Annotated in this window: 25 protein-coding genes; all 25 read right to left on the minus strand. The window is 43.9% G+C overall.

The window, feature by feature from the left end; translation table 11 throughout:
• Window positions 1–76: 76 nt before the first annotated feature.
• Window positions 77–1765, minus strand: coding sequence for a DAK2 domain-containing protein (locus WSWS_RS05670; RefSeq protein WP_070230372.1), 1689 nt, complete (start codon window positions 1763–1765; stop codon window positions 77–79).
• Window positions 1766–1800: 35 nt separating this feature from the next.
• Window positions 1801–2160, minus strand: a complete 360-nt coding sequence (locus WSWS_RS05675) for an Asp23/Gls24 family envelope stress response protein (protein WP_070230373.1) — start codon at window positions 2158–2160, stop codon at window positions 1801–1803.
• Window positions 2161–2362: 202 nt separating this feature from the next.
• Window positions 2363–2563 (minus strand): 50S ribosomal protein L28, encoded by a 201-nt coding sequence (gene rpmB / locus WSWS_RS05680; RefSeq protein ID WP_003609111.1) that lies wholly within the window; start codon window positions 2561–2563, stop codon window positions 2363–2365.
• Between the two features lie 107 nt (window positions 2564–2670).
• Window positions 2671–3324 carry a thiamine diphosphokinase gene (locus WSWS_RS05685; RefSeq protein ID WP_070230374.1) on the minus strand — a complete coding sequence of 218 codons (654 nt, stop codon included), beginning with the start codon at window positions 3322–3324 and terminating at the stop codon, window positions 2671–2673.
• Complete coding sequence (rpe, locus tag WSWS_RS05690) at window positions 3324–3983, minus strand: ribulose-phosphate 3-epimerase (RefSeq protein WP_070230375.1); 660 nt, start codon at window positions 3981–3983, stop codon at window positions 3324–3326. Before rpe ends, WSWS_RS05685 begins: the two co-directional genes overlap by 1 nt.
• An 89-nt stretch (window positions 3984–4072) precedes the next feature.
• Window positions 4073–4987 (minus strand): ribosome small subunit-dependent GTPase A, encoded by a 915-nt coding sequence (gene rsgA / locus WSWS_RS05695; RefSeq protein ID WP_070230376.1) that lies wholly within the window; start codon window positions 4985–4987, stop codon window positions 4073–4075.
• A gap of 9 nt (window positions 4988–4996) precedes the next feature.
• Entirely contained in the window at window positions 4997–7111 is a 2115-nt protein-coding gene (gene pknB, locus WSWS_RS05700; protein ID WP_070230377.1) for a Stk1 family PASTA domain-containing Ser/Thr kinase, read from the minus strand.
• A gap of 3 nt (window positions 7112–7114) precedes the next feature.
• Window positions 7115–7855: a Stp1/IreP family PP2C-type Ser/Thr phosphatase gene (locus WSWS_RS05705; RefSeq protein ID WP_070230378.1), complete on the minus strand. Its 741-nt coding sequence runs from the start codon at window positions 7853–7855 to the stop codon at window positions 7115–7117.
• Window positions 7856–7901: 46 nt separating this feature from the next.
• A complete protein-coding gene (gene rsmB / locus WSWS_RS05710) occupies window positions 7902–9281 on the minus strand; it encodes a 16S rRNA (cytosine(967)-C(5))-methyltransferase RsmB (protein ID WP_070230379.1) in 1380 nt (459 codons plus the stop codon).
• A complete protein-coding gene (fmt, locus tag WSWS_RS05715) occupies window positions 9274–10230 on the minus strand; it encodes a methionyl-tRNA formyltransferase (protein WP_070230380.1) in 957 nt (318 codons plus the stop codon). The genes rsmB and fmt overlap by 8 nt, the downstream gene beginning before the upstream one ends.
• A gap of 47 nt (window positions 10231–10277) precedes the next feature.
• Window positions 10278–12710 carry a primosomal protein N' gene (priA, locus tag WSWS_RS05720; protein WP_070230381.1) on the minus strand — a complete coding sequence of 811 codons (2433 nt, stop codon included), beginning with the start codon at window positions 12708–12710 and terminating at the stop codon, window positions 10278–10280.
• Window positions 12711–12859: 149 nt separating this feature from the next.
• On the minus strand, window positions 12860–14047 hold the full coding sequence (locus WSWS_RS05725) for an acetate/propionate family kinase (RefSeq protein WP_070230382.1): 1188 nt from the start codon (window positions 14045–14047) through the stop codon (window positions 12860–12862).
• 126 nt (window positions 14048–14173) lie between these two features.
• A complete protein-coding gene (locus WSWS_RS05730) occupies window positions 14174–15187 on the minus strand; it encodes a class I SAM-dependent methyltransferase (RefSeq protein ID WP_070230383.1) in 1014 nt (337 codons plus the stop codon).
• Window positions 15188–15249: 62 nt separating this feature from the next.
• Entirely contained in the window at window positions 15250–15444 is a 195-nt protein-coding gene (locus tag WSWS_RS05735) for a hypothetical protein (protein WP_070230384.1), read from the minus strand.
• Window positions 15410–15910 (minus strand): prepilin-type N-terminal cleavage/methylation domain-containing protein, encoded by a 501-nt coding sequence (locus WSWS_RS05740; protein ID WP_164699450.1) that lies wholly within the window; start codon window positions 15908–15910, stop codon window positions 15410–15412. Before WSWS_RS05740 ends, WSWS_RS05735 begins: the two co-directional genes overlap by 35 nt.
• On the minus strand, window positions 15867–16109 hold the full coding sequence (locus tag WSWS_RS08195; RefSeq protein ID WP_164699451.1) for a hypothetical protein: 243 nt from the start codon (window positions 16107–16109) through the stop codon (window positions 15867–15869). Before WSWS_RS08195 ends, WSWS_RS05740 begins: the two co-directional genes overlap by 44 nt.
• Window positions 16057–16422, minus strand: coding sequence for a hypothetical protein (locus WSWS_RS05745; protein WP_123773682.1), 366 nt, complete (start codon window positions 16420–16422; stop codon window positions 16057–16059). Before WSWS_RS05745 ends, WSWS_RS08195 begins: the two co-directional genes overlap by 53 nt.
• A gap of 19 nt (window positions 16423–16441) precedes the next feature.
• Window positions 16442–16786, minus strand: a complete 345-nt coding sequence (locus WSWS_RS05750; protein ID WP_070230387.1) for a prepilin-type N-terminal cleavage/methylation domain-containing protein — start codon at window positions 16784–16786, stop codon at window positions 16442–16444.
• On the minus strand, window positions 16780–17793 hold the full coding sequence (locus tag WSWS_RS05755; protein WP_070230388.1) for a type II secretion system F family protein: 1014 nt from the start codon (window positions 17791–17793) through the stop codon (window positions 16780–16782). The genes WSWS_RS05750 and WSWS_RS05755 overlap by 7 nt, the downstream gene beginning before the upstream one ends.
• Window positions 17780–18673, minus strand: a complete 894-nt coding sequence (gene comGA / locus WSWS_RS05760; protein ID WP_070230389.1) for a competence type IV pilus ATPase ComGA — start codon at window positions 18671–18673, stop codon at window positions 17780–17782. Before comGA ends, WSWS_RS05755 begins: the two co-directional genes overlap by 14 nt.
• A gap of 195 nt (window positions 18674–18868) precedes the next feature.
• Window positions 18869–20320 (minus strand): NCS2 family permease, encoded by a 1452-nt coding sequence (locus WSWS_RS05765; protein WP_070230390.1) that lies wholly within the window; start codon window positions 20318–20320, stop codon window positions 18869–18871.
• Between the two features lie 273 nt (window positions 20321–20593).
• Window positions 20594–21703: an ATP-grasp domain-containing protein gene (locus WSWS_RS05770; protein ID WP_070230391.1), complete on the minus strand. Its 1110-nt coding sequence runs from the start codon at window positions 21701–21703 to the stop codon at window positions 20594–20596.
• A gap of 12 nt (window positions 21704–21715) precedes the next feature.
• Window positions 21716–22399, minus strand: a complete 684-nt coding sequence (locus WSWS_RS05775; protein WP_070230392.1) for a glycoside hydrolase family 73 protein — start codon at window positions 22397–22399, stop codon at window positions 21716–21718.
• Between the two features lie 10 nt (window positions 22400–22409).
• Window positions 22410–24161: a thiol reductant ABC exporter subunit CydC gene (cydC, locus tag WSWS_RS05780; protein WP_070230393.1), complete on the minus strand. Its 1752-nt coding sequence runs from the start codon at window positions 24159–24161 to the stop codon at window positions 22410–22412.
• A complete protein-coding gene (gene cydD / locus WSWS_RS05785; protein WP_070230394.1) occupies window positions 24148–25884 on the minus strand; it encodes a thiol reductant ABC exporter subunit CydD in 1737 nt (578 codons plus the stop codon). The genes cydC and cydD overlap by 14 nt, the downstream gene beginning before the upstream one ends.
• Between the last annotated feature and the right edge of the window lie 9 nt (window positions 25885–25893).

Raw genomic sequence — 25893 nt, forward strand, 5'->3', positions numbered from 1 at the left:
CGCTCCTTTTTAGTTTCTTACATTAATTATAACCTAACAACACAAAAAGCCGCCATTTCTGACGACTTTTTAATAATTATTCAACTGAAATCAAGAATGGATACAATGGTTGCCCACCATCATGAATTTCAACTTCCAAATCTTCATCAATTTCAAGTACAGCCGCTTCAAGCAGTTCAGCTGCCTCGTTTGTCAAATCAGCACCATAGATAATCGTGACCAACTCTGAATCAGCATCTAACATCTTGTGCATCAATGCGACGGCCGCTTGTTGAATGTTGGCATCAGGTTCAGCGACAACGATGTCGCCATCAAGCAAGCCAATTGCATCGCCAGAATGGATCTCAAGTCCATTAAGGGTTGTATCACGAACTGATGTCGTCACAGAACCAGACTTAACATCACCCAGGGCTTCTGTCATTGCCGTCACGTTTTCGGTCAGGTCACCTTCAGGATTGAAGCCAACAATTAAAGCCGTCAATCCTTGTGAAATTGTCCGTGACTTTACCAATTCAACCGGTACTTCAGCCACTCCTTGTGCTTGTTCAGCAGCCATAAAGATATTTGAATCATTTGGCAACAAGATCGCCTTCTTGGCACCAGACTGTTCAATGGCAGCGACTAAGTCAGCCGTTGAAGGGGCTTGCTCCCCATCAATAACGATCGTTGCACCAGCAGACTTGAAGAGCTTCTTAACCCCTTCACCTGTTGCTACTGTAATGACTGCAGTATCAACATCCATCATCGTTTCTGCGATATTTTCTTGTGCGCGGATCGCACTAGCAGCCGCAGCCGCTTCAGCTTGTTGATTACGCATGTTATCAACCTTAGTCTTACGCAATGAACCAAACTTCAAGCCCCATTCAAAGACTTCACCAGGATGTTCAGTGTGGACGTGAACCTTAACTACTTCATCATCATTGATCACCAGCAATGAATCACCCATACCAACTAAGTGATTATAGAACGTATCATAATCAAAGTCTTCAGTCCAAGTGGTCCCGTTTGACAAATCAACCATCATTTCCGTGCAATAGCCAAATTCGATGTCAGCAGGATTTAGCGCACCTTGCACACCGGCGTTATGCAATTGTTGTACCATGGCTTCAAGGCCAGCATTATCAATGGCTTCATGTTGAATTTCTTGACCTGATAAAACGGCATAAAAACCTTCAAGGACGATCACTAATCCTTGACCACCAGAATCAACAACACCAACTTCCTTTAACACAGGTAATAAGTCTGGGGTTGTCGCCAGGGCCTTCTCAGCAGCATTATAAGCCGCTTCAGCAACGACAACGACGTTATCCGATGCCTTAGCTGCCTTATTAGCAGCTGCAGCAGCTTCACGGATAACTGTCAAAATGGTTCCTTCGGTAGGCTTCATAACTGCTTTATAGGCTGTTTCAGCCCCGCCCATCAAACCATCAGCAAAATCACGGGCCGTCAAAATTTCTTTATCTTTGACAGCTGCCGCGAAGCCCCGGAAAATTTGTGACAAGATAACGCCTGAATTACCGCGAGCTCCCATCAACAAACCTTTAGCTGTGGCTTGTGCTAAGACACCAAGCTTGGTGTCTGTCTCATTACGCTCATATTCAGCACCTGAGGCCATTGACAAAGTCATATTTGTGCCAGTATCGCCATCAGGCACTGGAAACACATTCAATTTATTAATCTTGTCAGCATTGTCCTTCAAGGCATTCGCTGCAGCGTTGATCATTTTACCAAATTCAACATTGGTAATTTCTTTAACAACTTCCACTGTTTTTCTCCTTAAAAAAGTGTCCTGAGTCCTGCTTATCCTAGCAAGCGCACACCTTGAACTGTAACATTAACTTCGTTAGCTACAATTCCGAGCATCACATTCAAATCATTCTTGACACGTGATTGCACACTCTTTGAAATTTCTGAAATTTTCATACCATATCCAACGATCACGTGCACCTCAACTGAAATACCAGTTTCCGTTTGACGTACGACGACACCCTTAGAAAAATTGTCACCATTTAAAACTTGGTTTATCCCGTCGCGCAAAGGATTTTGACTTGCCATACCAACAACACCGTAATTATCTGTTGCGGCACCACCAACGATTGTTGCAATCACATCGTTATCAATTTCAATAACCCCGTGTTGAGTTTGCATTTTCACTGCCATTTGTATGACCTCCATCTTTGTTGAATCATGTGGTTTACCCACACAAAACATGACTAACTAACATTTTACCACAAAACATGAATGTCTTACTAACAGACGGTTCGTCGACAATCCTTCACCCCTAATTAAACAAAAAACGCTACCCTTTCAGGTAACGTCTTTATTTGTAACTAATTAGTCTATTAACTAATCAGCAACCTAATTAAACGCGTTCGATTGAACCGTTCTTCAAACCAGCCTTCAAAGTACGGGCTGACAAGTAAACCTTCTTAGGTGCTGAACCGTTAATTTTAACAGTAACCTTTTGCAAGTTTGGCTTCCATGAACGACGGCTTGAGTTCAAGGCGTGTGAACGTTGGTTACCAAAGCGAGTACGCTTTCCATTGACTGCATCAACTGCCATGGGTGTATCCCTCCAATCCTAAGCTCTTTTTATTTCAGTGCTTTTATTTACTTGAATTATATTACCAAAACACGGGCGACTATGCAAGTGTTTTGTGACAAGTATTTTTACTTTACAGAACTATCTTTACTTTGCACAACTGCTATCATACCACTTTCAAATGAAAAATGATTAACTTTGCCGTTAAATTCATTAGATTCAAAAGATTTAGGTCCACCTGTCCAGTGTAACAACGGGTACTTTTCATCAATTAAATTTAATTCTTCAACTGGTTCAAGAGCCACAAACCCTAGATATTTCATGGCTGGTTCTTGCACAATTGTATAGTCACCTGGCAAGTAAAATGAAATCACATTATTCCGATCAACTAACTTGGTGCGGGTGGCCATCTCTCGGAAACGTGGTTCCGTAAACATAAATAAATTAGTCAGAAGTTGATCCATGCGACCACCGGTAGCGCCATAAATTTCAAGCGTTTCCGGTTTAATATCAGTTTGAATTAAATTAAGAATCCATTTGGTATCAGTATCAATTTCATCGGTTTTAATCACCACATTTGGCAGGCGGTCTTGGAGCATCTCCCGATCATTTTGAGCAATTGAATCAAAATCACCAACCACCAAAATAGGATCGAAACCCATTTTTACCAAATCAAGTGCGCCACGATCCGCAGCTGCCCAAGGCCCCGCCAGCTGCCCGTTTTTCAAACTTTCTGGCCATTCTGATTTGGGACCACCGACCAACAAACGCAAGCGCTCCATTAGTCTGCCGTCACTTCCTTCAACCGGGCAATCTTGGCAGCTGGATCAACTTTATCAAAGACATATGAACCAGCAACCGCCACTGTTGCACCGGCTTGATATGCCAATGCAGTCGTTTCATCATTGGCGCCCCCGTCAATTTCGATATCATAAGTGTAGCCTTTTTCACGTTTGATTTCTGCTAGCCGGGTAATTTTTGCAAGCGTTTCAGGCAAAAACTTTTGCCCCCCAAAGCCAGGATTAACCGTCATCACTAATACCTGATCAACCATATGCAAAACTGGCTCAATCAACGCCACTGCAGTGCCTGGGTTGATTACCACTTCGGCCTTGACACCCTTGTTTTTAATCATTTGTAAGGCCCGATGAATATGTGGGGTTGCCTCATAGTGTACACCGATAATGTCTGAACCAGCATCCGCAAAGACGTCGATATAACGTTCTGGTTGCTCGACCATCAAGTGTACGTCCAATACCATGTCGGTTACCGGCCGTAAAGCCTTAACCCATGCTGGACCGTATGAGATAGCTGGCACAAACATGCCATCCATCACATCGATGTGGACAAATTCGGCACCGGCCTTTTCAATTAGTTCAATATCACTTTGCAAGTTGATATAATCTGCTGACAAAATTGATGGTGCAACTTTAATTGCCATGTTAACTTCTCCTATCATATTAGACAACGCTCTTAAATAAAAAGCCCGCTGAGAAAACCCAGCGAGCTTTCATAACACAGAAAGCACGATTAGTGTTTCTTGTCATGTTTATTATATACCGGACGCCGACCCTCTATCAAATCATAAAATAATTGATAGTTGGTATAACGTGAGGCCATGATATCACCATTTTCAACGGCTTCTTTCACCGCGCACCCGGGCTCGTTCAAATGAACACAACCGCGGAAACGACATTTTGGCGAGAATTGATTAAAATCACGGAAGTAGTGGGTCAAATCACGGGCCCCCATGTTAAACACCTCAAAGGATGAAAACCCTGGTGTATCAGCCACCAGACCATCTGCCAGTGCTAACAAGCCAACTTGACGTGTTGTATGCCGGCCCCGACTCAAAGCTTGTGACACTTCACCTGTTTTAAGATTCAATTCTGGCGCAATATGATTCAACAAAGTTGATTTCCCAGCCCCGGTTTGCCCCATGAAGACCGATAGTTTACCCGCAAAAGTGGCCGCAACTTCGGCCAAACTCGCATCATCAAAAGCCTTTTCAGGCACAATCACATCATAGCCGGCGGCCCGGTAGCCAGCAGCAACTTCTTCTAAGTGTGCTAACTCACTAGGCGAAAGTAAATCTGTTTTAGTAAAGTAGATGACTGGTTCAATCTGATCCTCTTCAAGCGTCACTAATTGACGATCCAGCAAGTTATCTGAAAAATCAGGCATCTTAACCGCAGTCACCAAGATTGCTTGGTCGACATTAGCTACCGGTGGACGGACCAAACTATTTTTACGCTCATCGATATCGAGGATGTAACCTTCGTGTTGTGTTTCAGCACTAAAAATCACCCAATCACCAACTAATGGTTTCATATCGCGCTTACGAAAATTCCCACGAGCACGTGTCCGATACAATACACCGTCCTCAGCTAACACATCATAAAAGCCAGCTAAAGCCAAGTGGATTTGTCCATGATATTCTGCCATGTACACTCCTTAATTAGAACTAGTCGAAGATTCTGCTGAAGATGAACTGGAACTGCTTGAAGAAGATGACGTTTTTGTGCCCGTTGAGACAGATACCGTAATGGTACCGCCCTTTGAAACTCGCTCACCTGCAGTTGGACTTTGATCCGTAACTGTCCCCTTTGGTTGCAGGGAATCAAGATCTGAAGTTTGTTGCACGGTAATGCCATACTTCTTAGCCCAGGCCAAGACGCTCTTGTATGTAGAACCAACAAAGTTTTTTGTTGCCACTGAATCTGAAATATTGATATTGACCGTTTCACTTTGACTAATCTTTTGACCAGGCACCACACTTTGGTTAATGACCTTACCGTAGTCTACTGAATCCGAAGTGATCTCATTAAAGTAAACCGTCAAATCAAGTGCATCGGCCTTGGCCTGTGCCTCGGCCTTAGTCATATCACTAAAGTCAGGTACCGTAATTTGCTTTTCACCCTTTGAGACCTTGAAAGTTACCGTTGTATCACTTGGTACAACCTTTTTCTCAGCATCAATATCTTGTGAAACGATGTAGCCAACCGGCACCAAATCACTATTAACCTTCTCTTGTTGAACAGTGTAACCCTTTGCACGCAGGGTGGCCGCCACTAGTGAGTACTTTTCGTTCTCATATTCACCAAAACGGACATGCTTAGCCCCCTTAGACACTTCGATGTTGACCGCAGTGCCTTCATTGACTTGCGCACCCTTCTTTGGATTAGTTGTAATAACCTTGCCTTTATCTACCTTCTTTGAGTAGACATATTTGACGTTACCAACTTTTAAATCATTTTCCTTCAAAGTAGTTTTAACTTGTGCCAAGCTTTTACCATTCAACTCGGCAATGGTCACTTTATCTGGAATAATATAATTCATCGCGGCCAAGACAACCGCTAGCGTCACCAATAAGCCAATGGCATATACCAAGAAGCGCCACTTAGACTTGGCTGGTTTCACCATTTCAAAGGCCACAACCACACCATCTTCAACTGTGATTTTGGCTTCTTTAGCCTTCTTGACGGTCGACCATAAATCCTGTTTTAAGATAAACCGCTGACGCTCTTTAGTATCGGGCATCAAAACATTGATATAATCCTCACGCAAGCCAGCTGCCTTACGCCCGTTAGTCTCTTTCCCAGTCACGGCCACCAAATACGTTTGGCGTTGTTTTGCTACTTCAGGAGCGACACTGTCATTTTGGTCAGTAATTGGCAAGACACGGGTGGCACTATTATCGACAATGGTTTTGATTTTTTCGACGCCAAACCGTGTTTCATTAATTCGCTCTGGTGCCAAAACAGTACTCAAATCACGCCGCATTTCGGTCACATTTGCATAACGATCCATCGGATTCTTCTGCATTGCCCGTAAAATCACGTTTTCCAATGCCTGTGGGATCCGTGGGTCAAAGTCGCGTACATAAGGAATCGGTGCGCGTGCATGCTTCACCGCAATGGCGACCGCATCATCAGCATCAAATGGCACCACCCCGGTCAACATTTCATATAACATGACCCCTAAGGCATAGATATCGCTGCGATTGGTCGCCCCCTCACCCTTAACTTGTTCAGGTGACATGTAGTGCACTGAGCCAATCGCGGTGTTGGTGGCCGTCATACCTGCTTCACTTTGGCCAGTCGCAATCCCGAAATCAGTAATTTTGGGATTCCCCTGGACGTCGATCAACACATTTTGTGGTTTCAAATCGCGATGGATAATATCATGCGCGTGGGCTTCTTCCACGCCCGCTAAAATACCATCATAAATATCCACGACACGGGTGACTGGAATTGGTTTACGCATCGCGATGTAGCGCTTAAGATCGGTACCTTCAATATACTCAGTAACTAAGTATTGCATCGCTTCGTCTTCACCATAATCATAGACTTGAATGATATTGGCATGATTTAATTCAGCCGTTGCTGCAATTTCATTTTCAAATCGGTGTCGCACCGTGGGATTATCACGCAAATCGAGCCGTAACATTTTGATCGTCACATCTCGACCTAAAATCAAATCATGCGCGCGGTAGACATTCGCCATGCCACCTTCACCAAGGGGTTCTATGATCTTATAGCGATCTCCAATAATTTCGTTAATACGCATCTATTAGAGCTCCTTTCCGTCTTGATAGCCAAGCAATACCGTAATATTATCGGGACTACCTTTTGCATTTGCTTTTGAAATTAAGCCGGCAACAGCATCAGAAATACTATCAGCCTCATGAATCGTATTAATAATCTCAGCATCTGACAGCACTTTACCAAGCCCGTCAGTGGTTAGCATCAATAGGTCACCCGTTTCAACCTTAAAATCATGTATCTCAGGGTCAGCTTCTTCATTCACACCTAGTTGACGTGTCACTAGATTCCGGCCTGGATGTTCGGCCGCTTCCGTCGGCGTAATCGCCCCACGACGGAGCAATTCACTAGCAAGATTATGATCTTGCGTCAGTTGCACAATCTGCGCATTACGTAACATATACGCTCGTGAATCACCCAAATTGGCGACGACAACTTGGTTTGGCAAAACAACAGCTATCACTAGTGTTGTCGCCATACCTTGGAGGGTTTTATAACGCTTAGCCGCGGTTAAAATCAATTCATTCTCACGTTGCGTATGAGCATAAATCCATTCCTTGACCTCAGCTACACCTTGCAGCGTTGAGGTCTCCCAGTCATTTCCAATGTGTGAAACCGCCATTGTCGCAGCGACATCCCCAGCATTTTGGCCACCGACACCATCTGCTACAATCGCAAGTTGTAGACCGTTTTTATTTACAAAAACATCGACGTAGTCTTGATTATCGGCTCGTCGGGTGCCTTTATCTGTGGAAAAAGCGAGTTTCATAGAAAGTCCTTTCAAAGAGAATTTTTTCAATTATTTCTATTATGCCTTATTTCGTTGCTTTTTTCACCAATGTTGCAATGAAAAAACCATCAGAATCGTAATCATCTGGATACATATGCAACATTCCCTCTTCATCAAGCGCATTCAGCTCATAGGCTGTTTCAGTCGGTACAAGTTCAAATTCAGGATGTGTCGTGACAAATTGATGGACAACATCCTCATTTTCTGCACTGAGAATCGTGCATGTCCCGTAAACTAGACGACCGCCAACTTTCAACTTGTCAGCTACTGAATCTAAGATGCCTAATTGAATTTTTTGTAGACTGAGACTGTCTGCCATGGTCTTATCATAGCGAATTTCAGGCTTACGTCGCAGCAAGCCAAACCCTGAACATGGTGCATCCACTAGAATGCGATCAAAAAATTCGTCGGCGAAAGCTTCATCAACTTGACGTGCATCTAAATTACGTGCTGAAATTCGGTCAGCTACGTGCAAACGTTCCGCATTTTGATTAATTAACTGGATCTTGTGATCATGGATATCAAGTGCTTCGACACGCCCACCCACTGTTGCATCAAGATAGGTCGCAATTTGCGTCGTTTTCCCACCAGGAGCAGCCGCCGCATCTAATACGTGATGCCCCGGTTCGATTTGTAGGCTAGGCGCCATCAACATAGCAGATTCATCTTGAAGAGTCACCAAACCATCCTGAAAAGCCTGTGATGAGGCTACATGACCACCATGCAATAACAGTGCCTCAGGTACAACCTTTGAAGGCGTCACCGTGAAGCCCTCCGCCTCTAATGCGGTTGTTGCTGCAGCGACCGTTGTCACTGCCAAATTCACCCGAGCTGATTGAGCTGGTGCTTCATTAATCGCCCCTGCAATCGCAGTAGCTTTTTCGACCCCTAACTCGGCGGTCAACTCTTCGATTAACCAGACAGGTAAAGAAGCTGCAATCGATAAGCGTTGGACAGGATCAGTGATATCATCAATCGCCCGGACACCTTGACGATCAATCGCATGAAGAACACCCGTCACAAACTTACGTGTGCCGTCATGTCCTCGCCGTTTAGCAATGGCAATCGCTTCATCAAAAATGGCATGATTGGGCACTTTATCCAAGTATTCCATCTGAAAAAGTGAGATGTAAAGTAATTCTTTGACCCAAGCATCCAATTTTTTCCAATCAGCCACAAAAGGGTGCAACCAGTATTCTAAGGTTAACCGATGCTGAATCACACCATAAGTCATCGTTGTCATCAAATGAATATCACGTTCTTCTAATTGTGATTGTTTAATAATTTGATTTAATTGCAGATTTGAATAGGCACCATTTTGAATTTTTTCAAGTGCGCGTACGGCTAAGGCACGCGGATTCTTTTGTTCCCAGCCTGCGATGACGTTACTCTTACCTTTACTCATGTGTAATTACCTGATCTCCCTCTACAAACTGCGCGTGTCCATTTAAATAGGCTGTGATTGCCATCTTTGGTTTTCCAGCTGGTTGAATTTCATCAATCGCCACGGCATGGCCATCCCCCGCTGCAATCCAAAGTGCATGTTTATCTTTCTTGACGACCGTACCTGGTAAAACTTTAAAAGTTACATCTTCTACGAGGTGCGCCTGTTGAATTTTTGTCCGGATCCCATTGATCGTCGTATGGGCGATTGGCATCGGATAAAGACCCCGAATGTGATTCCAAACTTGGCGTGCTGACTTTGACCAATCAAGCACTTCTTCTTCTGGTTTAATCGTTGGTGAGAAGGTCACTTCATTTGGATCTTGCGGTGTCGCTACATTGGTGCCATCAATGAGACTTGGCAAAGTAGCCATCAACAAATCGCGGCCAAGTATTGATAGCTTATCAAATAACGTCCCTGTATTATCGGTATCCAAAATAGGTAGCTTAGCGACTGATAGAACATCACCCGCATCCATTTCCTTAACCATATACATAATAGATACTCCAGTTTCAGCGTCACCATTCATCACTGCGTAATGAATAGGAGCACCGCCCCGATACTTTGGAAGTAACGAAGCGTGCACATTAATCGCACCAATCTTGGCAGCATGTAAGAGTTTGGTTGGTAAAAATTGACCGTAGGCGGCAGTGATCATGATCTCTGGTGCCAGCGCAATAATTTCAGCCATCTCCGGCGAACCAGACAACTTCTCCGGTTGTAAGACTTTAATATTTGCTGCCACGGCAGCTGCTTTAACCGGTGACGGTGTCAGCACCCGCTTTCGACCAACTGGTCGATCTGGTTGAGTTAAAACCGCCATCACATCATACGCTGGGTCATCGATCAGCGCTTGTAAAATCCCTACTGAGAACCCTGGGGTGCCCATAAAGACAATTTTTGTAGTCATGTTGTTTTCCTCACTTTAATTGATATGTATGGTGAGTTAACTCACCGTTAAATGAAATTAACTGGATCACGATCAATCGACAACATCGTGCCATGTTTAGCTAACCTTTGCGCGCCCTCTGCGAGCTCCAACAAAGCCTGTTCTAAACCTTCATCATGTTTAAATTTAATCAATACTCGATAATAATACTTATTTTTCAAACGGCGTACCGCCCCACTCGATGGTCCCAAAATCACCGTCTCAGGTGCGATTTTATTTTGCAACCATTTCACGGTTGCATATGCGACTTTAGCCGCTTCAGCTTCCGTCTCATTAGCAAATTTTAACTGAATGGCATAAAAATATGGCGCATAATTCCAGGCGTGTCGTAGTTGCATTTCCGTTTGATAAAATGCTTCATAATTTTGTTCCCGAGCAAGCTGAATGGCATAATGATCAGGATTAAAGGTTTGAATAACGACTTCTCCCGCTTTATCAGCCCGCCCAGCCCGCCCAGCTACTTGGGTCAGGAGTTGAAATGTCTTTTCGCTGGCGCGGTAATCGGGTAAGCCCAACGTTGTGTCGGCGTTTAGTACCCCAACCAACGTCACGTCAGGGAAATCAAGACCCTTGGCAATCATCTGCGTTCCTAAAAGAATATCGGCTTCTTTATCACCGAAGCTTTGCAGCATTTTATCAGTAGCACCTTTTTTGCGAGATGTATCCACATCCATGCGAATCACCCGGGCATCTGGGACGATATCCTGCAAGAGTTCTTCAATTTTTTCAGTACCGGTACCATATGGACTGATCCGCCGTGAGCCACAATTTGCACAAACTTGCGGAATTATTTCATTATAACCACAATAATGACATTCAAGACGGCCCGTCTCCTTGTGAACAGTTAACGCCAAATCACAGTTTTTACAACGCGGTACATATCCACAGTCGCGACACATCATAAAATTAGCATAACCGCGGCGATTTAGCATTAACACGGTCTGTTCATGACGGTCTAACCGATCTTTTAATTTTTCCACGAGCAGTGGTGAAAAATTTTCTTCGCCAGAATTTTGCATGACTTCACGCATATCAACCACCACTGCCTCTGGCAAAGGATTATGTTGGGCGCGCTTGGTTAACCGTAATAACTCATAGACACCCCGTTGTGCCCGGGCCCGACTTTCAAGTGATGGTGTGGCAGAACCTAATACAACGGTCGCGCCATGATAACGGGCGCGCCACAGCGCCACATCACGCGCATGATAACGCGGATTTTCATCTTGTTTATAGGTGGCTTCATGCTCTTCATCGATGATAATCAACCCGATATTCTTTAAAGGTGCAAAGACCGCCGACCGGGCACCCACCACCACGTTCACTTCATCACGCTCCACGCGCCGCCACTCATCATAACGCTCACCATCGGACAAACCTGAATGCATCACCGCCACAGTATCACCAAAGCGTCCCTGTACCCGTCGCACCATTTGCGGTGTGAGCGTAATTTCAGGAACGAGCATCATGGCTGTTTTACCTTGTGAAATTGTCTCAGCAATGGCATGTAAATAAACTTCAGTTTTACCAGAACCGGTAATGCCTTCTAGCAAGAAAGTGTCCGTACCCGCACGCGTCAACGTGGTCGCAATTTTATCATAAGCCAACTGTTGTTCAGCATTGAGCGTCAAAGGTTCTGTTCGTGCCACGGGCTGACTAAGCTGTGGTAATCGATAGGTTTCAATTTCATCGCGTCGTAGCCAACCGGCCGCAGCCGCCGTATTTAAATCAGCCGATGTCACATGAAGCTGTTGCATAACAGCCCGTGCTAATAACACTTTGCCCTGTGCTTGTTGCATCAAAAAGGTGAGGATACGCGCTTTCTTTTTTGCCGTTGCTGGCAATTGTTGTCGCAGTGCCTCATAAAACGATGCTTCTGCTAAAACCTCAATGACCGGGGCAGTTTTCACACGAGCCTGATTTTCGACATGATAACCAACCTGAATGGCTTTACTCATTTGGTAGCGTTTTAAGACCGGCAATAATTCCTCATCAATCTCATCAACGGCAAATGGTACTTCAAAGCGATCTGCAAATAACTGTTGCACGCGTTCATCCGTGACCGCTGTTTGATCAACTAGTTGCAGCGTTTTCGTATATTTTGCCCGCATCACATTTGGGAGCATTGTTTGAAAAACCGAAATTTGAAAGGAAAAATTTTCGGTTGCCAGCCATTGCCCGAGTGCCAACAATTCAGTATTAAGCACCGGTTCAAGTTCAATAATATCATCCACGGCTTTGACTTTAGTCACATCAACGTTCGTTGGTAATGTGTCTAACACAGCCGTGACAAAACCTTGAATCCGCCGATTACCTTTTCCAAAAGGAACCACAATCCGCATCCCTGGTGAGATTAAATCGGTGAATTTTTCTGGCACGCGATAGGTATATGGCTGATTGGTTTGCATCGTTGGGACGTCCACGATTGCTGTTATATAATTCATAAAGACTCCTTTCTAGTCGATGACTTATTTTATATATTAAACTGCTTGTCAAAAATATGACCATCATTACTATTCTACCAGAAAAATGATGGCATCCAAAACGCAGAAATGCCTAGGTCATCAAGATGACCTAGGCATTCGCTTTACGATTAATTATTCTTCAATGACTCCACATCACGAGCAATCATCAATTCTTCATCCGTTGGAATCAAGAAAACCTTCGCCGTTGAATCGGGGGTAGACAATTCAGTTTCCTCACCACGAACCTTATTGGCTTCAGCATCCATCTTAATACCCATGAAGTTTAGCTTTTCAATAATATGCTCACGTTGCGGATCTGAATTTTCACCAATTCCGGCCGTGAAGACAATGGCATCGACGCCACCAAGTTCAACAATGTATTGACCGATGTAGCGTAACACGCGGTTTTCCCACATTTCAACGGCCAATTTAGCATGTTTATTAGTATCTTCAACGGCCAACAAATCACGCATATCTGGTGACAAAGTTGAAATCCCTAGCATACCTGACTTCTTGTTCAAGATATCTAGCATTTCTTCATTTGACAAGTTTTCCTTCTCTTGAATGTAATAAATCAAAGAAGGATCAACATCACCGACACGGGTTGACATCATCACACCTGCCAATGGCGTGAAGCCCATTGACGTATCTAATGACTTACCATCCTTGATGGCCGTAATTGAAGCACCGGCACCCAAGTGCAATGTGATTAGCTTCAATTCTTCCAATGGCTTACCCATCAGTTCAGCAGCGCGTTGGGCTACATAGCGATGTGATGTGCCATGAGCCCCATACTTACGGGCACCATAACGCGTGTAATATTGGTATGGCAATGGGTAAAGGTAGTTAACCTCAGGCATTGTTTGATGGAAGGCGGTGTCAAAGACCGCAACTGATAGGGCATCTGGCAACAATTTCTTGAATGCGCGAATTCCAGTAGCGTTAGCTGGATTGTGCAATGGTGCATAAGCTGCCAAGCGATCAATCTTGTTTAGCACTTCATCGTCGACAATAACTGAATGGTTAAAGAACTCACCACCCGCGACGACACGGTGACCAACACCTGTAATTTCATGCAAGTCTGCAATCACGTTGTGTTCCTTCATTTGTTCCAACATGTAGTTAATGCCTACTTCATGATCGGCAATATTAACGATAGTTTCAAACTTTTCGCCATTGAACTTCAATGTGAAAATTGAATCTGGCAAACCGATGCGTTCGATTTGTCCCTTCGCAATTACCGTCTCTTCAGGCATTTCGATAAGTTGGAACTTCAATGATGAAGAACCTGCGTTGATTGCCATTGTTTTAGCCATGTTTCCTAAATCTCCTTCAATTTGTGGCAAAATACATTTGCGGATGCACCGGCGCCTGTATGAACCAAATTATAGTCTATTCTATCACGATTTCTAGTTTCTGAACTATTTGCGCAACCTAAGGCATCAATCCTGGGGCATCTTCAGATGATTGTCTTGCATCCATGTTGAAAATTCACTAATGAATTGTGCGTTTGCTGCTTTATTCGCCACCTCAGGAATTTGCCCTAACATCACCGGTTCTGCTTGGGTTGCCTGCGCCCCAGCACGTTGCAAAATCAGCAAGACTTTAGCGACTGCTGGATCAACAAACAGCTTATCTGGAAAACGCAGCATCCCTTGAAGGTAGACTTCATCAGACTGTAGATATCCGAGCAATTGCTTAGCCTGATCGCTTTCAAATAGGTTAGCTGGGGCCACAAAAATTCCTAATCCGCCTGGGATCAATTGACGCATCCCCTGTTCAATCAGAAGATGGTGCGCAAAGGTTTTCTCAGGTGCAGCATTGACTTGATAATGCGCTACTTCGTCCTTAGGATAATAGCCAACTGGCAAATCGCTAATTAACAAATCTGTGGTGCTTTGGGCGGTCAATGCCACCGCATCACCGAGTTCTAATTGCCAGTCATACCCAAGTAAGGCCGCTAGACCACTCGCTACTGTCAATAAGGTATCATCGTTATCATAACCAATTACCGTCGTCGTGATCGCGGCCGTTGCCAATACTTGCGACACGGTAGCCACAAGGTTGCCGCTACCGATGGCAACATCTGTCAGCCGTACACGATCGTGCCCTATCGCAAATTGTTCAGCAATATATCCGACCCACATGCCGATCGCATCTGGTGTGACTTGGTAGTTTGCTGGCAACCCGTCAGTTTGCATAACTGATACTAAGAGAAACTGTAAGACTTGCCTTTTTGAGGCTACTGCCAGGTCTTGAAACGCACTGGCAGCAATGAGCGCGTGAATCTGACCTTGCATCTCACCAGACAAACTCGCAAAATCAACATCCTCTTGATCTAACATGACCGAAAATAGGATGATCGTAGCTTCAATGGTCGAGATATCTAATTCTGCGGCAATCAATTTAATTGCTTGTTGCAACTGATTGGTGGCAGTTGTAATTTCTTCATACATGATTAAGATCCTAATTTCCATCGTATTTTCATGTTTCACGATAGCACAAATCTAACATTTTCTCACTCTTTTCCCGCCATTTTTTGTTGCAGCAACCGTTCACGAAAGGCATAGTATCTGATTTCACTTTGAATGATTTTGGCACGCTGATTCTCTTGATTGATCCAACTGAGATAGATTAACGAAAACGTGATCATGGCCAGCATCGCAGAAATCGCCGCGCTACCGCTCCGCTGCCAACGAAATTTTTCTTGCATATGCCTTTCCTCGTAGTAAACCATTTTGTGGTGCCTGGACAACCATCTGAAAATGGTCGTCGTCTAATTTTGTAATGTGAAAAGCCTCCGCACCCACAAAGATAGCCATATAACCGCCATTTGGCGTACTGACATATAATGTTTTTGACGGTGTTTTACCCGTTAAGTAATATTTTTCTCCCGCTTGATTAACAAAAAACAGCCAGTCATATGGCTTGCTATTCTGAATTCCGACAAGATGGTAATCTGTCATTTTCAGTTCAAAATCAGCAGCTAATTGATCCACTCTAATTTGAAAAGCCTGATCTGCCATATGCATCGCATGCACCTTCATCAATCGCATCCCCATGCCCACTGTCAACGTGACTAGACTGATCACAAAAATTGCTGCTAGCGTTTCAATTAATGTGAATGCCTCTTGCCTAGTGGGCTTCTTGCCATGCCAAATAGGCGCTTTTTGTGGCATCATAGTCCTTCCGTTGGTTCTCCAAATCTTGACGCAGTGTTGCTTGACGCTCCATGTCATGAGCAAATCCTCCGACAAATAAACCCGTGCCCGAAGCCACAATCAACATTGCGACAATTGCATCTAACAATACGAAGCCCGCTCGTTTATTTGATGGTGTACTCGCTCCAACCGAATTGAAATACAATTTGCTTACCATGTCCCACCTCATCTTTTAAATAAATCGTTCCTGGATGAATTTTGTGATGATGATAGCCCACTGCATTCTTGTAATAATGCCAGTTAGCCGGCAACCTAACTTGGACACCATTCACCGTCAGCGTGCGATCAGAAGTGCCCCCATCGATGAGTCCTTCGATGTCTTTTGTATTATACAAAATCTGTTCATCAATGGCTTGATTGAAACTCGCACGAAATTCATCCCAATGATCCCGATTAACCGGCAATGGAAAATAAGCCACCGTTGTTAACAAGCTACCCATAATCCCTAATACCGGGACTGATTCAATCAAAGTGAAACCTGGACGCTGGCTATGACTTACGCACATACGCCTTGCCCTGCGCATCAACTGAGATCTTCAACGTAATACAACGCTGATACTGCACGGCTGACAAGTAGCCGGCTTGCTCTAGATTAAAGATATTGTATGTCACATCATCTGGATGTTCCGAAGCATACATATCGGCCTGTGCCTGGACAGTATGCACCATGGCCTCGGCTTGATTTTCATTAGCGACTTCTTTTATTTTCGAGACGTTCGGCACAACTAGCAATAAGATCAACCCGATAATGAAAATAGAAGTCATGATTTCAATCAATGTGAAACCCGCACGCACATTCAACGTTTTAAAATCTTTTAGTTTATTTTTTACCATGATTCAACTTTCCCCATACTGCTATACATCGGTAACAACATCTTTGCGTACATATAAATCACTAATCCACCAATAATACAAAACGCCACCGGTTGAATCATCGTTAAGCCACGCTGCACCAGTCGGTTAAATTCATCTAATTTATGCCGTGATAACCGTTCCATATCACGGCCAACCGCTTCTTGCGGTTTGCCTACCTGAAACAAGACTTCGCATTCATTCGGCAATAATGGCATGTTACGGACAAAACCACAGACATCATGACCACCTTCTAAGGCATTTTGCGCCTTGCTCGCTAGGTTGCCCACGAGGGTGCGCTGATTGATACCAGCTAATCTTTGAACAACTGTAGACATACTTACCCCAGACTGTAACAACAACCCTAGGTGCAAACAGATGTAATACCCCATGAGACTTTGTAGGCCGCGACTAATACCTGGAATTTTCATCAGCCACAAAAACCGTTCAAAAACGCTCAACCTGACCATGTAGCGTATCGCTAACCCAATAATGACGACACTTACACTGGCCCCAAGTACAATGACACCCATTTCCATGGTGGACAGGTGGTGTTTGACGGTTGGCTCTCCCGTTAAAGAAACCATTTGTGGCATCAAAAAACGCGCCATAAAGATGCCCATGCCAACCACCATGGTTAGTAAAATGGCTGGATAAACCAATAGGCCTTGGCATTGTTGAATCTGTTGTGACCGTTCATATTCATGCTTACCAATTTCGCTCAAGACCCCTTTTAAATTACCATGCAATTGAACCAAGCTCAGTTGCATCAAAATAACTTTTGAGACATATGGCTGTATGGCACTAGCCATTGTACTTCCCTGGTTAAGCTGTACTGAGATGGCTTGAATATCGCCTTGCTGCTTTGGCACAATTTTTTCTAGTACCGCTAACGCTTCCTTCAGGCCATAACCACTATCAATTAAATCACCTAATGTTTCAAAAAACTGCACTTGTATTCTTCGTGACCACCGTTTACGCTTCCACACGATCAATCATCTCCTCAATCGCTACTTTTGTTAGAAACCGAAAATCTACTAAACTACCCGCGTCATCTGCCCGGATTGATTGGTTACCGATCCCGGACAAGACATGTTTCAATACCTCCGGATCAATCCCAAACGACAACATACGATACCAAATCCCCACCATTGAGGTGGCATGCACGGTACTGATAATGAGGTGACCGCTCAAGGCCGCCTCAACCACAATGCGCGCCGTATCTGCATCACGGATTTCACCCACAATCATGATATCTGGGTGATGTCGCAGTGCTAGTTTTAACAGACTGGCATAGGACATACCTGCAAAATCATTCACTTGCAATTGTAGAAATCGATCAGTCGCAATCTCTACTGGATCTTCAATGGTCAACACAAATTTATGATGCGCAACTTTTTGCGCGACATAGTACATTGTTGTTGTCTTACCAGACCCCATCGCTCCGCTTAACAAGATCAACCCATTATGTGAAATGACCGTTTGGTAAAACCGTTCCACGGCCCCTTCGTCAGTCCATCTGAGTGTAATATCTTGTGCTTCATAAATAAAACGAACGACTAAGGACTGTCGATTTAAAAAGTCACCAACAGATGAGATCCGACAATGCACAACGCGTTGGTCGATCACATACCGCATCCTTCCTAACTGTGGTCGTCGTGCATCGGAGATATCCATCTCACTACGATACTTGACATGCTGGATTAAGTGATTCCCTTCCTGGAGTGACACATCTTTTAAATGATGTAATTTTGTCCCCGCGACATACCTGACAACAAAGCCTAATTGCGTAGGTAATACATACAAATCGCTCGCATTCGCTGCAACACAAATTTTAACCAACTCATCAAATTGTTTTACGACTGCCATCACACACCTCCAAACAAAAGAATGCGCTGTCAATCATTAATGTCCAAAATAAATACGCGCTGTTTTAATAGACGTTGCCATGGTGATGATGGGCTGCACATCGATCGTAATTGCAGCCACACGTTATCGACAGCAGTCTTTCAACACAAAAAAACGTGTACACCAAAGTCGTGTACACGTCATGCTTATATTTAATTAACCGATGGCTAAAATGATAAAGTTCAACAAGAAGAACAATGTCACTACCCAAAGAATTGGACTGATCTCATTAAATTTCCGCTTAGCGGCCTTAATGACAATGAAGAAGATAAAGCCAGCTGCGATACCATACGAAATTGAGTATGAAAACGCCATGAAGGCTGAAGTAAAGAATGCTGGAATCGCAATTTCAATGTCATCCCAGTTAATTTGCTTAAATTCACCCATCATCATGATACCTACAATAACCAAAATCGGTGCGGTAGCGGCAGATGGAATGACATTCACAAATGGTGCAAAGATGATTGAAACTAAGAACCCTAGCGCAACCACAACTGAAGTTAATCCAGTACGACCACCGGCCTTGATTCCTGAGGCCGATTCGATAAACGTGGTTGTGTTTGAAGTACCCAAGATACCAGCAAACATCGTTGCGAAAGTATCTGCAACCAAACCACGATCCATCTTTGACTTAAAGCCCTTACCTTCATAAAACTCTTTTTGATCAGCTTCTGAGAAAATACCAGTGGTCAAACCAGTACCAATAAATGTACCAATGGCATCAAACAAGCCTGAAAGTCCCATTGAGAAGACTGTCAAAATCACGACCAGGATATTCTTAGGTGTGGTAAACATTGACCACAGGCCATCCTTACCCAAGGCTTGCCCAAAAATCTGACCAAAATCAGTAAACATGGCATTGAATGATGAACTCCACTCAATATGCGTGCTTGTCACTCCCATGGGAATCCCAATCAACGTTGTCGCGATGACGGCAATCAAGAAAGCACCCCGCACTTGGAAAACCACCAACAAGACCAAGATAACGAGACTAATCAAAGCCAAGACAACAGCTGGTGTGTTGAAAGTTGCAATTTCAGGTGTTACCCCACCATTACCAACCATACTTGAAATCTTTGCGGCCCCTTGCCCATGAAAGGCTTGGTTATTCAATGAGATGATGTTGTCTGGATCAATCAAAAAATTCAAGAAACCGGCATTTTTCAAACCGATATAAGCAATGAACAATCCGATACCCGCTGCAATGGCATGCTTCAATTGATCAGGAATCCCCTTCACAATCATTGAACGCACCTTAGTCAAAGTGATAATGACATCAACCAAGCCAACCAAGAAAACCATTCCCAAGGCTTGTTGCCATGTAAAGCCAAGTCCAAAAACAATCGTGTAAGTGAACATCGCTTGCATACCAATTGAAGGTGCTAATGCATATGGCAAATTAGCAAACAACCCCATAATCAACGTACCAATGACCGCCGTCAAGATCGTTGCTAGGAAGACCCCTTGTGAAGGCATTCCCGTCATCGATAGCACGGCTGGGTTGAGGAAGATAATGTAAGCCATTGCAACGAAGGTTGTTAGCCCAGCAATGACTTCCGTACGCGCTGTCGTATGGTTCTCTGACAACTTAAAAAAACGCTCTAACATAAGACAAAAAACTCCTTAAAATATTCAGAATTTCAAATAGTTTCTATCGTCACTATGCTGCCAGAATAAGTGCATCCATTATTACGAAATACCCATAAAAATGAAAAACGACGCTTCTAAAAAGATAGAAGGCGTCGTCAAAAAGTAAAACCCATGACAGGCTTTATTTTTTTGAGTCTGTGGCAAAACACGTTAACGACCCTAAATAAATTCAATGTTAAAACTATAGGTTTATTTGCAATTAAAGTCAAGGGGAAAAGGATGAGAATTTAGTTAGGGTTGCAACGTTGAGATGTCCCAAACACCGGCTATCAATAATTGATTCCATAGCTCATCCATTGAACGACCACTGCTTACCACATACCCTGATTGGTTTCCTGGGTGATAAAAGACACGCCACTCAGGTTTGATGTGCCAGTGGTTTTGAATCTTGTCAATTTGTGCACTATTGAATGGCAATAGAATGGCTTGTTGGACTTCACGGACTGGCGCTAAAGCCTGCCCCACTAGCGCCCGCAGATGATTTTCATAAACTGAAATATTCGCGGTTGTCGAATAGAGCACCGTGTTATCATCCAAGCCTGCCAAGACATCCCGCACATAAAGATTACCGGTATCGCTATACAAAAAAGCGACGGTATAAGCGCCGACAGACGCAATATTTTGACCAATTTGCGCGACGGTATCATTGACTGCCTCGACCACATCTGCCGATAATTGGTCCGTACTAGACCACAGCACCGGCGCGAGCTGATCGACTGATTTGCGATAATTGATGGGATAAATCACAACTTCACCCTGGGCATCGCGCACCGCAGTGACGATTAACTCGGTTACATCATCTAGCCAACTCTCGACTAGGATGGTGCCCCCATCAATCAATGGTGCAACCAGGCCTAAATCATATTCGCCACGCAAGATCACCCGCGATGAATGGGGCCCATGTTTAAAAATCGGCTTCACAACCACCGGATAACCTAACTGATGCGCATTGATCGAAATCTCTTCTAATGAAGTAGCTAATGCATATGGCAAAATGTTGACACTGCTGGCTTCTAAGAAGGCTCTTGAAATGGCATGATCATCGGTCATTTCCAACAAATTGATCCCTTGTGGCAACGACAAGTCAGCTATTTTTTGGATCATCTCTAAAGTCAGCCATGTATTCGCGTAGGTAATGACACTCGAAATGCCAACAAAAGTTGCCCACTCATCAGCACCATGAAATTGATAATCCGCCTCACTTGGCGTGATTGGCTCAATTTTATCGGTATATGTGGCTACGGTATAGCCCAAGTTGTGAGCAGTCTGAATCAAATAGTGACTACTACTACGATCACCTAAAATTCCAATAACACTGCCTGGTAATAATTCTAAACTCATATTTTTCTTTTCCTATTTGTCGTATTGCTCAAGTTTGTATACCGCAATAATATTTAATAACTTCTTAGCATAGTCCGGGTCAGTGGCATAACCACCACTCACCAAGCCGGCGACGGCTGTTTCAACTGAATCAGCGTAAATCACCGTCTGATAACGCTGCGGTTTGTCGGTCGTCCCATTGGTCAGTAAAATTGCGTGATCGACCATTGATGCTTGAAAATCATCATACACCCGAAAATTAGCATCCACTGTGATCCATTGTCCGTTCACATATTCCTTTGTAGGCAAAGTCACACTGCGCATCCCCACAGCTGCCTTCACGCCAAAGAAATTATTGTAGCGAAAGGCTAATTCTGAACGACCCCAATCAGATTCCAAAGCTGCTTGAGCAATTGAAATGGACGCCCGGAGATGATAGCGTTGTTGAATTGATTGTGCTTCAGGTGCAAGCCGCTGGATAAACTGCTCACGCGTGAGTTTATTCAGTGCCAAACTAGTCGGCGTATTAGTTGCTTGGGATGTCGGATTGACTTTGATATCACTCAGATAGCTAGCTAATCCCAGTACTAACACTACTGTAATTATAAACCTTCCCCGCCGTAACTTGCCACGATAGACAAAGAAACGCAATGGCCGCCACTTCTTCAGGCGCTTGAAAAAAACGGTCAGGTTTTTTTTGCGCCGTTGCTTGGCCATTGCGTTTCTCCTATTCTTGAATTAATGCACCATGATCCATTTCTAGTAGTCCGTTAAATCGTGCAGATGAATTCATTAACTCAGCTAAAGTACCAGATAACATAATCGTTTGATTTTCGATAAATATAATCTTATCAACTAATTCAATTCCTGTTAAGTGATGTGTGACCCAAATCACTGTTTTTTCTGCAAGCACTTCAAAAATAATTTCTAACACCGCCCGTTCTGTAATCGGATCAAGCCCAACCGTGGGCTCATCCAGAATAACGATTGGGGCATCTTGCAGTAAGATTCGGGCTAAGGCAAACCGTTGTTGTTCACCACCTGAAAAGCGTTGACCCATTTCTGTCATTGGTGTATTCAAACCCTCAGGTAAGCTTTCAACCAGATGCGTTAAGCGTACTTTTCGCAATGCTGTCCATAATTCTTCATCCGTGGCTTGTAAATTGCCTAACCGTAGGTTATTTGCGACCGAACTAGCAAAAAGGTATGGATGTTGATCCAAAACAGCTAGATACCGTGCACGATTAGCCAACAATGCTGCCGGCGACACACCACCAATTGAAATAGACCCTGCTTGCGGTATTTCATCCCCTAACAAGAGCTTGAGTAAAGTTGTCTTACCCGCACCAGATTGGCCCAGAATTGCCAACTTCTGCTGGGCTGGAATCGCTAATGAAATATTGGTTAACACATTTTGATCATCTTCATAAGCAAAGCTCAACGCGTTTATCTGGATATCATATTGGGTTAAGGTTGGCTGCTGAACTGGCTCTGCAACCTGAACCGCGTCAGTTGAATAGTGATTTAACCGTTCAATGGAATCTTGATAACGTGGCAATTCCTCTGCACCAGTAGCAATACTTATGAAGGCATCACTCATGGGGAAAATGGCTAAAGCAAAGGCAGCCACCCAATTCACGCCAAATGACGTATCGCCAAACCGGACATCTGCAAACCACAACAGCAATAGCGCCGCTAGACCAATCACAAGTTCACTTAAGAAAGTCCGCCACCAAGTAAAATGTTTCTGCCGTCGTGTCAGCATCCAAATATCACTTAAATGTTGCTTTTCTTGGGCGATCAGCTCTGCCGTCCGTCCTGCTAAAATCCAGTCTTCCAGCCCCATGACCGCATCAGTAACTCGGGTATACATGTTGGCCTCAAGTTGCTTTTTTTGGTAGTCTCTGGCACCGTTAACAGCCAGGGTAACTAGGGGAGCTAGCACGGTAATCATGCCAATTAAAATTAATAAATAAAGACCGACAAAAGGATTGAAAATGCCCACGCCAACTGTAATGAACAGGTATAGGACAAAGCCAATGATCGTCGGAAAAACGAGTCTTAGATAAAAGTTTTCAATCTTATCTAAGTCATTAGCCAAAACATTCAACATATCGCCGGTCTGCGTCTTGGCATAGATTGACTTGGTATTGGCCTCAACTAATTGAAAGAGCCGCTTACGGAATTTTGAGACAATCCGTAGTACCCAGTTATGTGAGACCAGCCGTTCAGCATAGCGAAAACTAGGGCGCCCAATACCAAACGCACGGGTCAACACGATGGGCACGTATACCATCAAGATATTTTCCGGCCGTTGGGCTGATCTTGAAATTAAAAATCCTGATGTAAACATCAATGCCCCGCCGCTAAAAACCGTCATGAAGCCTAGGAACACGATGAGTGCCAGTAACCCTTTATAGGTTTTGAGGTACGGAATGACCCAGGAGTCAGTTCGGATTAACTTTTTAAGATTTTGCATCCGTCACACCTCGCATGGCTTTCTCTAATTCAACAAAGTAACTATCGTGGGCATACAAGTCACTTAAAGTGCCTTGTTCAACAATCTTCCCTTGGCGCATCACCACAATCCAGTCCATTTGTTTCAACCAATGCAACCGATGCGTGGCAAAGAACACTAATTTATGCTCAAACAATGGTAACATTTTCTCCTTAAGCAAGGCTTCCGTTTCAATATCTAGATGTGCCGTTGGTTCATCTAGGAGTAAAATGCGCCGTTGGTCATCCAATAAAATGCGCGCTAAGCCTAAACGTTGCGCCTGGCCACCAGAGACTTGCAAAGCTCCTTCACCGATGATCGTATCTAACCGGCTTGGCAATTGTTCAAACCACGTCATTAGGCCCACCGTTTGCAGGGCTTGCACTAATTGGTCGTCGGTGGCAGTTTGTGAATAGAAACAAAGGTTATCCCGCAATGTCGCATGAAAAATATACGGTTTTTGCGGTAATGTCATGACATTGATTTGCCACCCTTGGTCTCGCAAATGAGCCACGGGCGCTTGATTAATTTGAATTGATCCTGAACCAACATTAAAGCCTCCCAGTAAGTTCAACAACGTTGACTTGCCGGAACCAGATTCCCCAATTAATGCTACTTTTTGGTAGCCCTTAACGCTAAGATTAATATCTGCCAATGTGGCGTGGGCTGCATTTCCATACGTGAAATTGACATCCTGCAACGTCAACTGGTCCTGTTGCTGCCAACCCGCTGGTAAAGCAATCTGACTCGTGGGAGCAATCGTTGTTTGGTCCAATAAATTTAAGATATCGGCCAATGAATTTTTACCATTCAGTGTCGCATGGTAATCATTGGCAAAATTACGAATTGGCAAAAAATACTCGGGTGCTAACACTAACATCGTTAGGGCCGGTAATAAACTAATTTGGCCATCTAATAATGATAAACCTAAGAACACGGCGACAATGGCAATTGATAACGTTGTAAAAAAGTCTAGCGCAAAAGTCGATAGAATCGCAATTTTTAAAGTATTGACGACCGCGACACGATGCTGCTCACTCACCTCAAAAATATTATCAGCATATTTTTTGGATAATCCTAATTGTTTTAAGGTTGTCAAACCACGCATTGAATCAATAAAGTGATTGGAAAGCTGATTAAACGTTTCGTATTCACGATCAGCCTTACCTTGTGCTGCTAACCCCAAAATAATCATGAATAAGACAATCACTGGATAAATAAACAATAGAAAGGTAGCCTGCTCCCAGTGAATCGTATAGAGATAGGCCAAAATAATCCATGGAATCACCATCATATCCACCGTCTTAATTAAGACCAAACTGATATAATCATGGACCTTAGTAAGACCTTCTAATAGCAAGGTCACCGACTTACCAGTTCCCTCGCTCGCAATGACTTGTGGTCCAAGAGTGGTATATTTTGTCAGCAACGCCTGTTGTAGTTGTTGCGTGACGCGGTCAGCAAACGGCGTGAGTACATATTCTTTGGCCACCGTCATCAACTGACGTACGACATATGCCAAAGCAAAAATAATGATGAGATTAGTGATAGTTGCAAAGGGTTTACCCTGCCATAATGCAACAATCGTCCGGCTCAAAAAACGTCCTTGACCAATAATGGCGAATCCCTGGATACCAGCCAGCAGGGTCAACCAGACCAAGACTTGCCGCGCCCCTGAAAATTTAAAAATACGTTTATCCAACATAATATTTTA

Source organism: Weissella soli (assembly GCF_001761545.1).
In the GTDB taxonomy this organism is placed as follows: Bacteria; Bacillota; Bacilli; order Lactobacillales; family Lactobacillaceae; genus Weissella; species Weissella soli.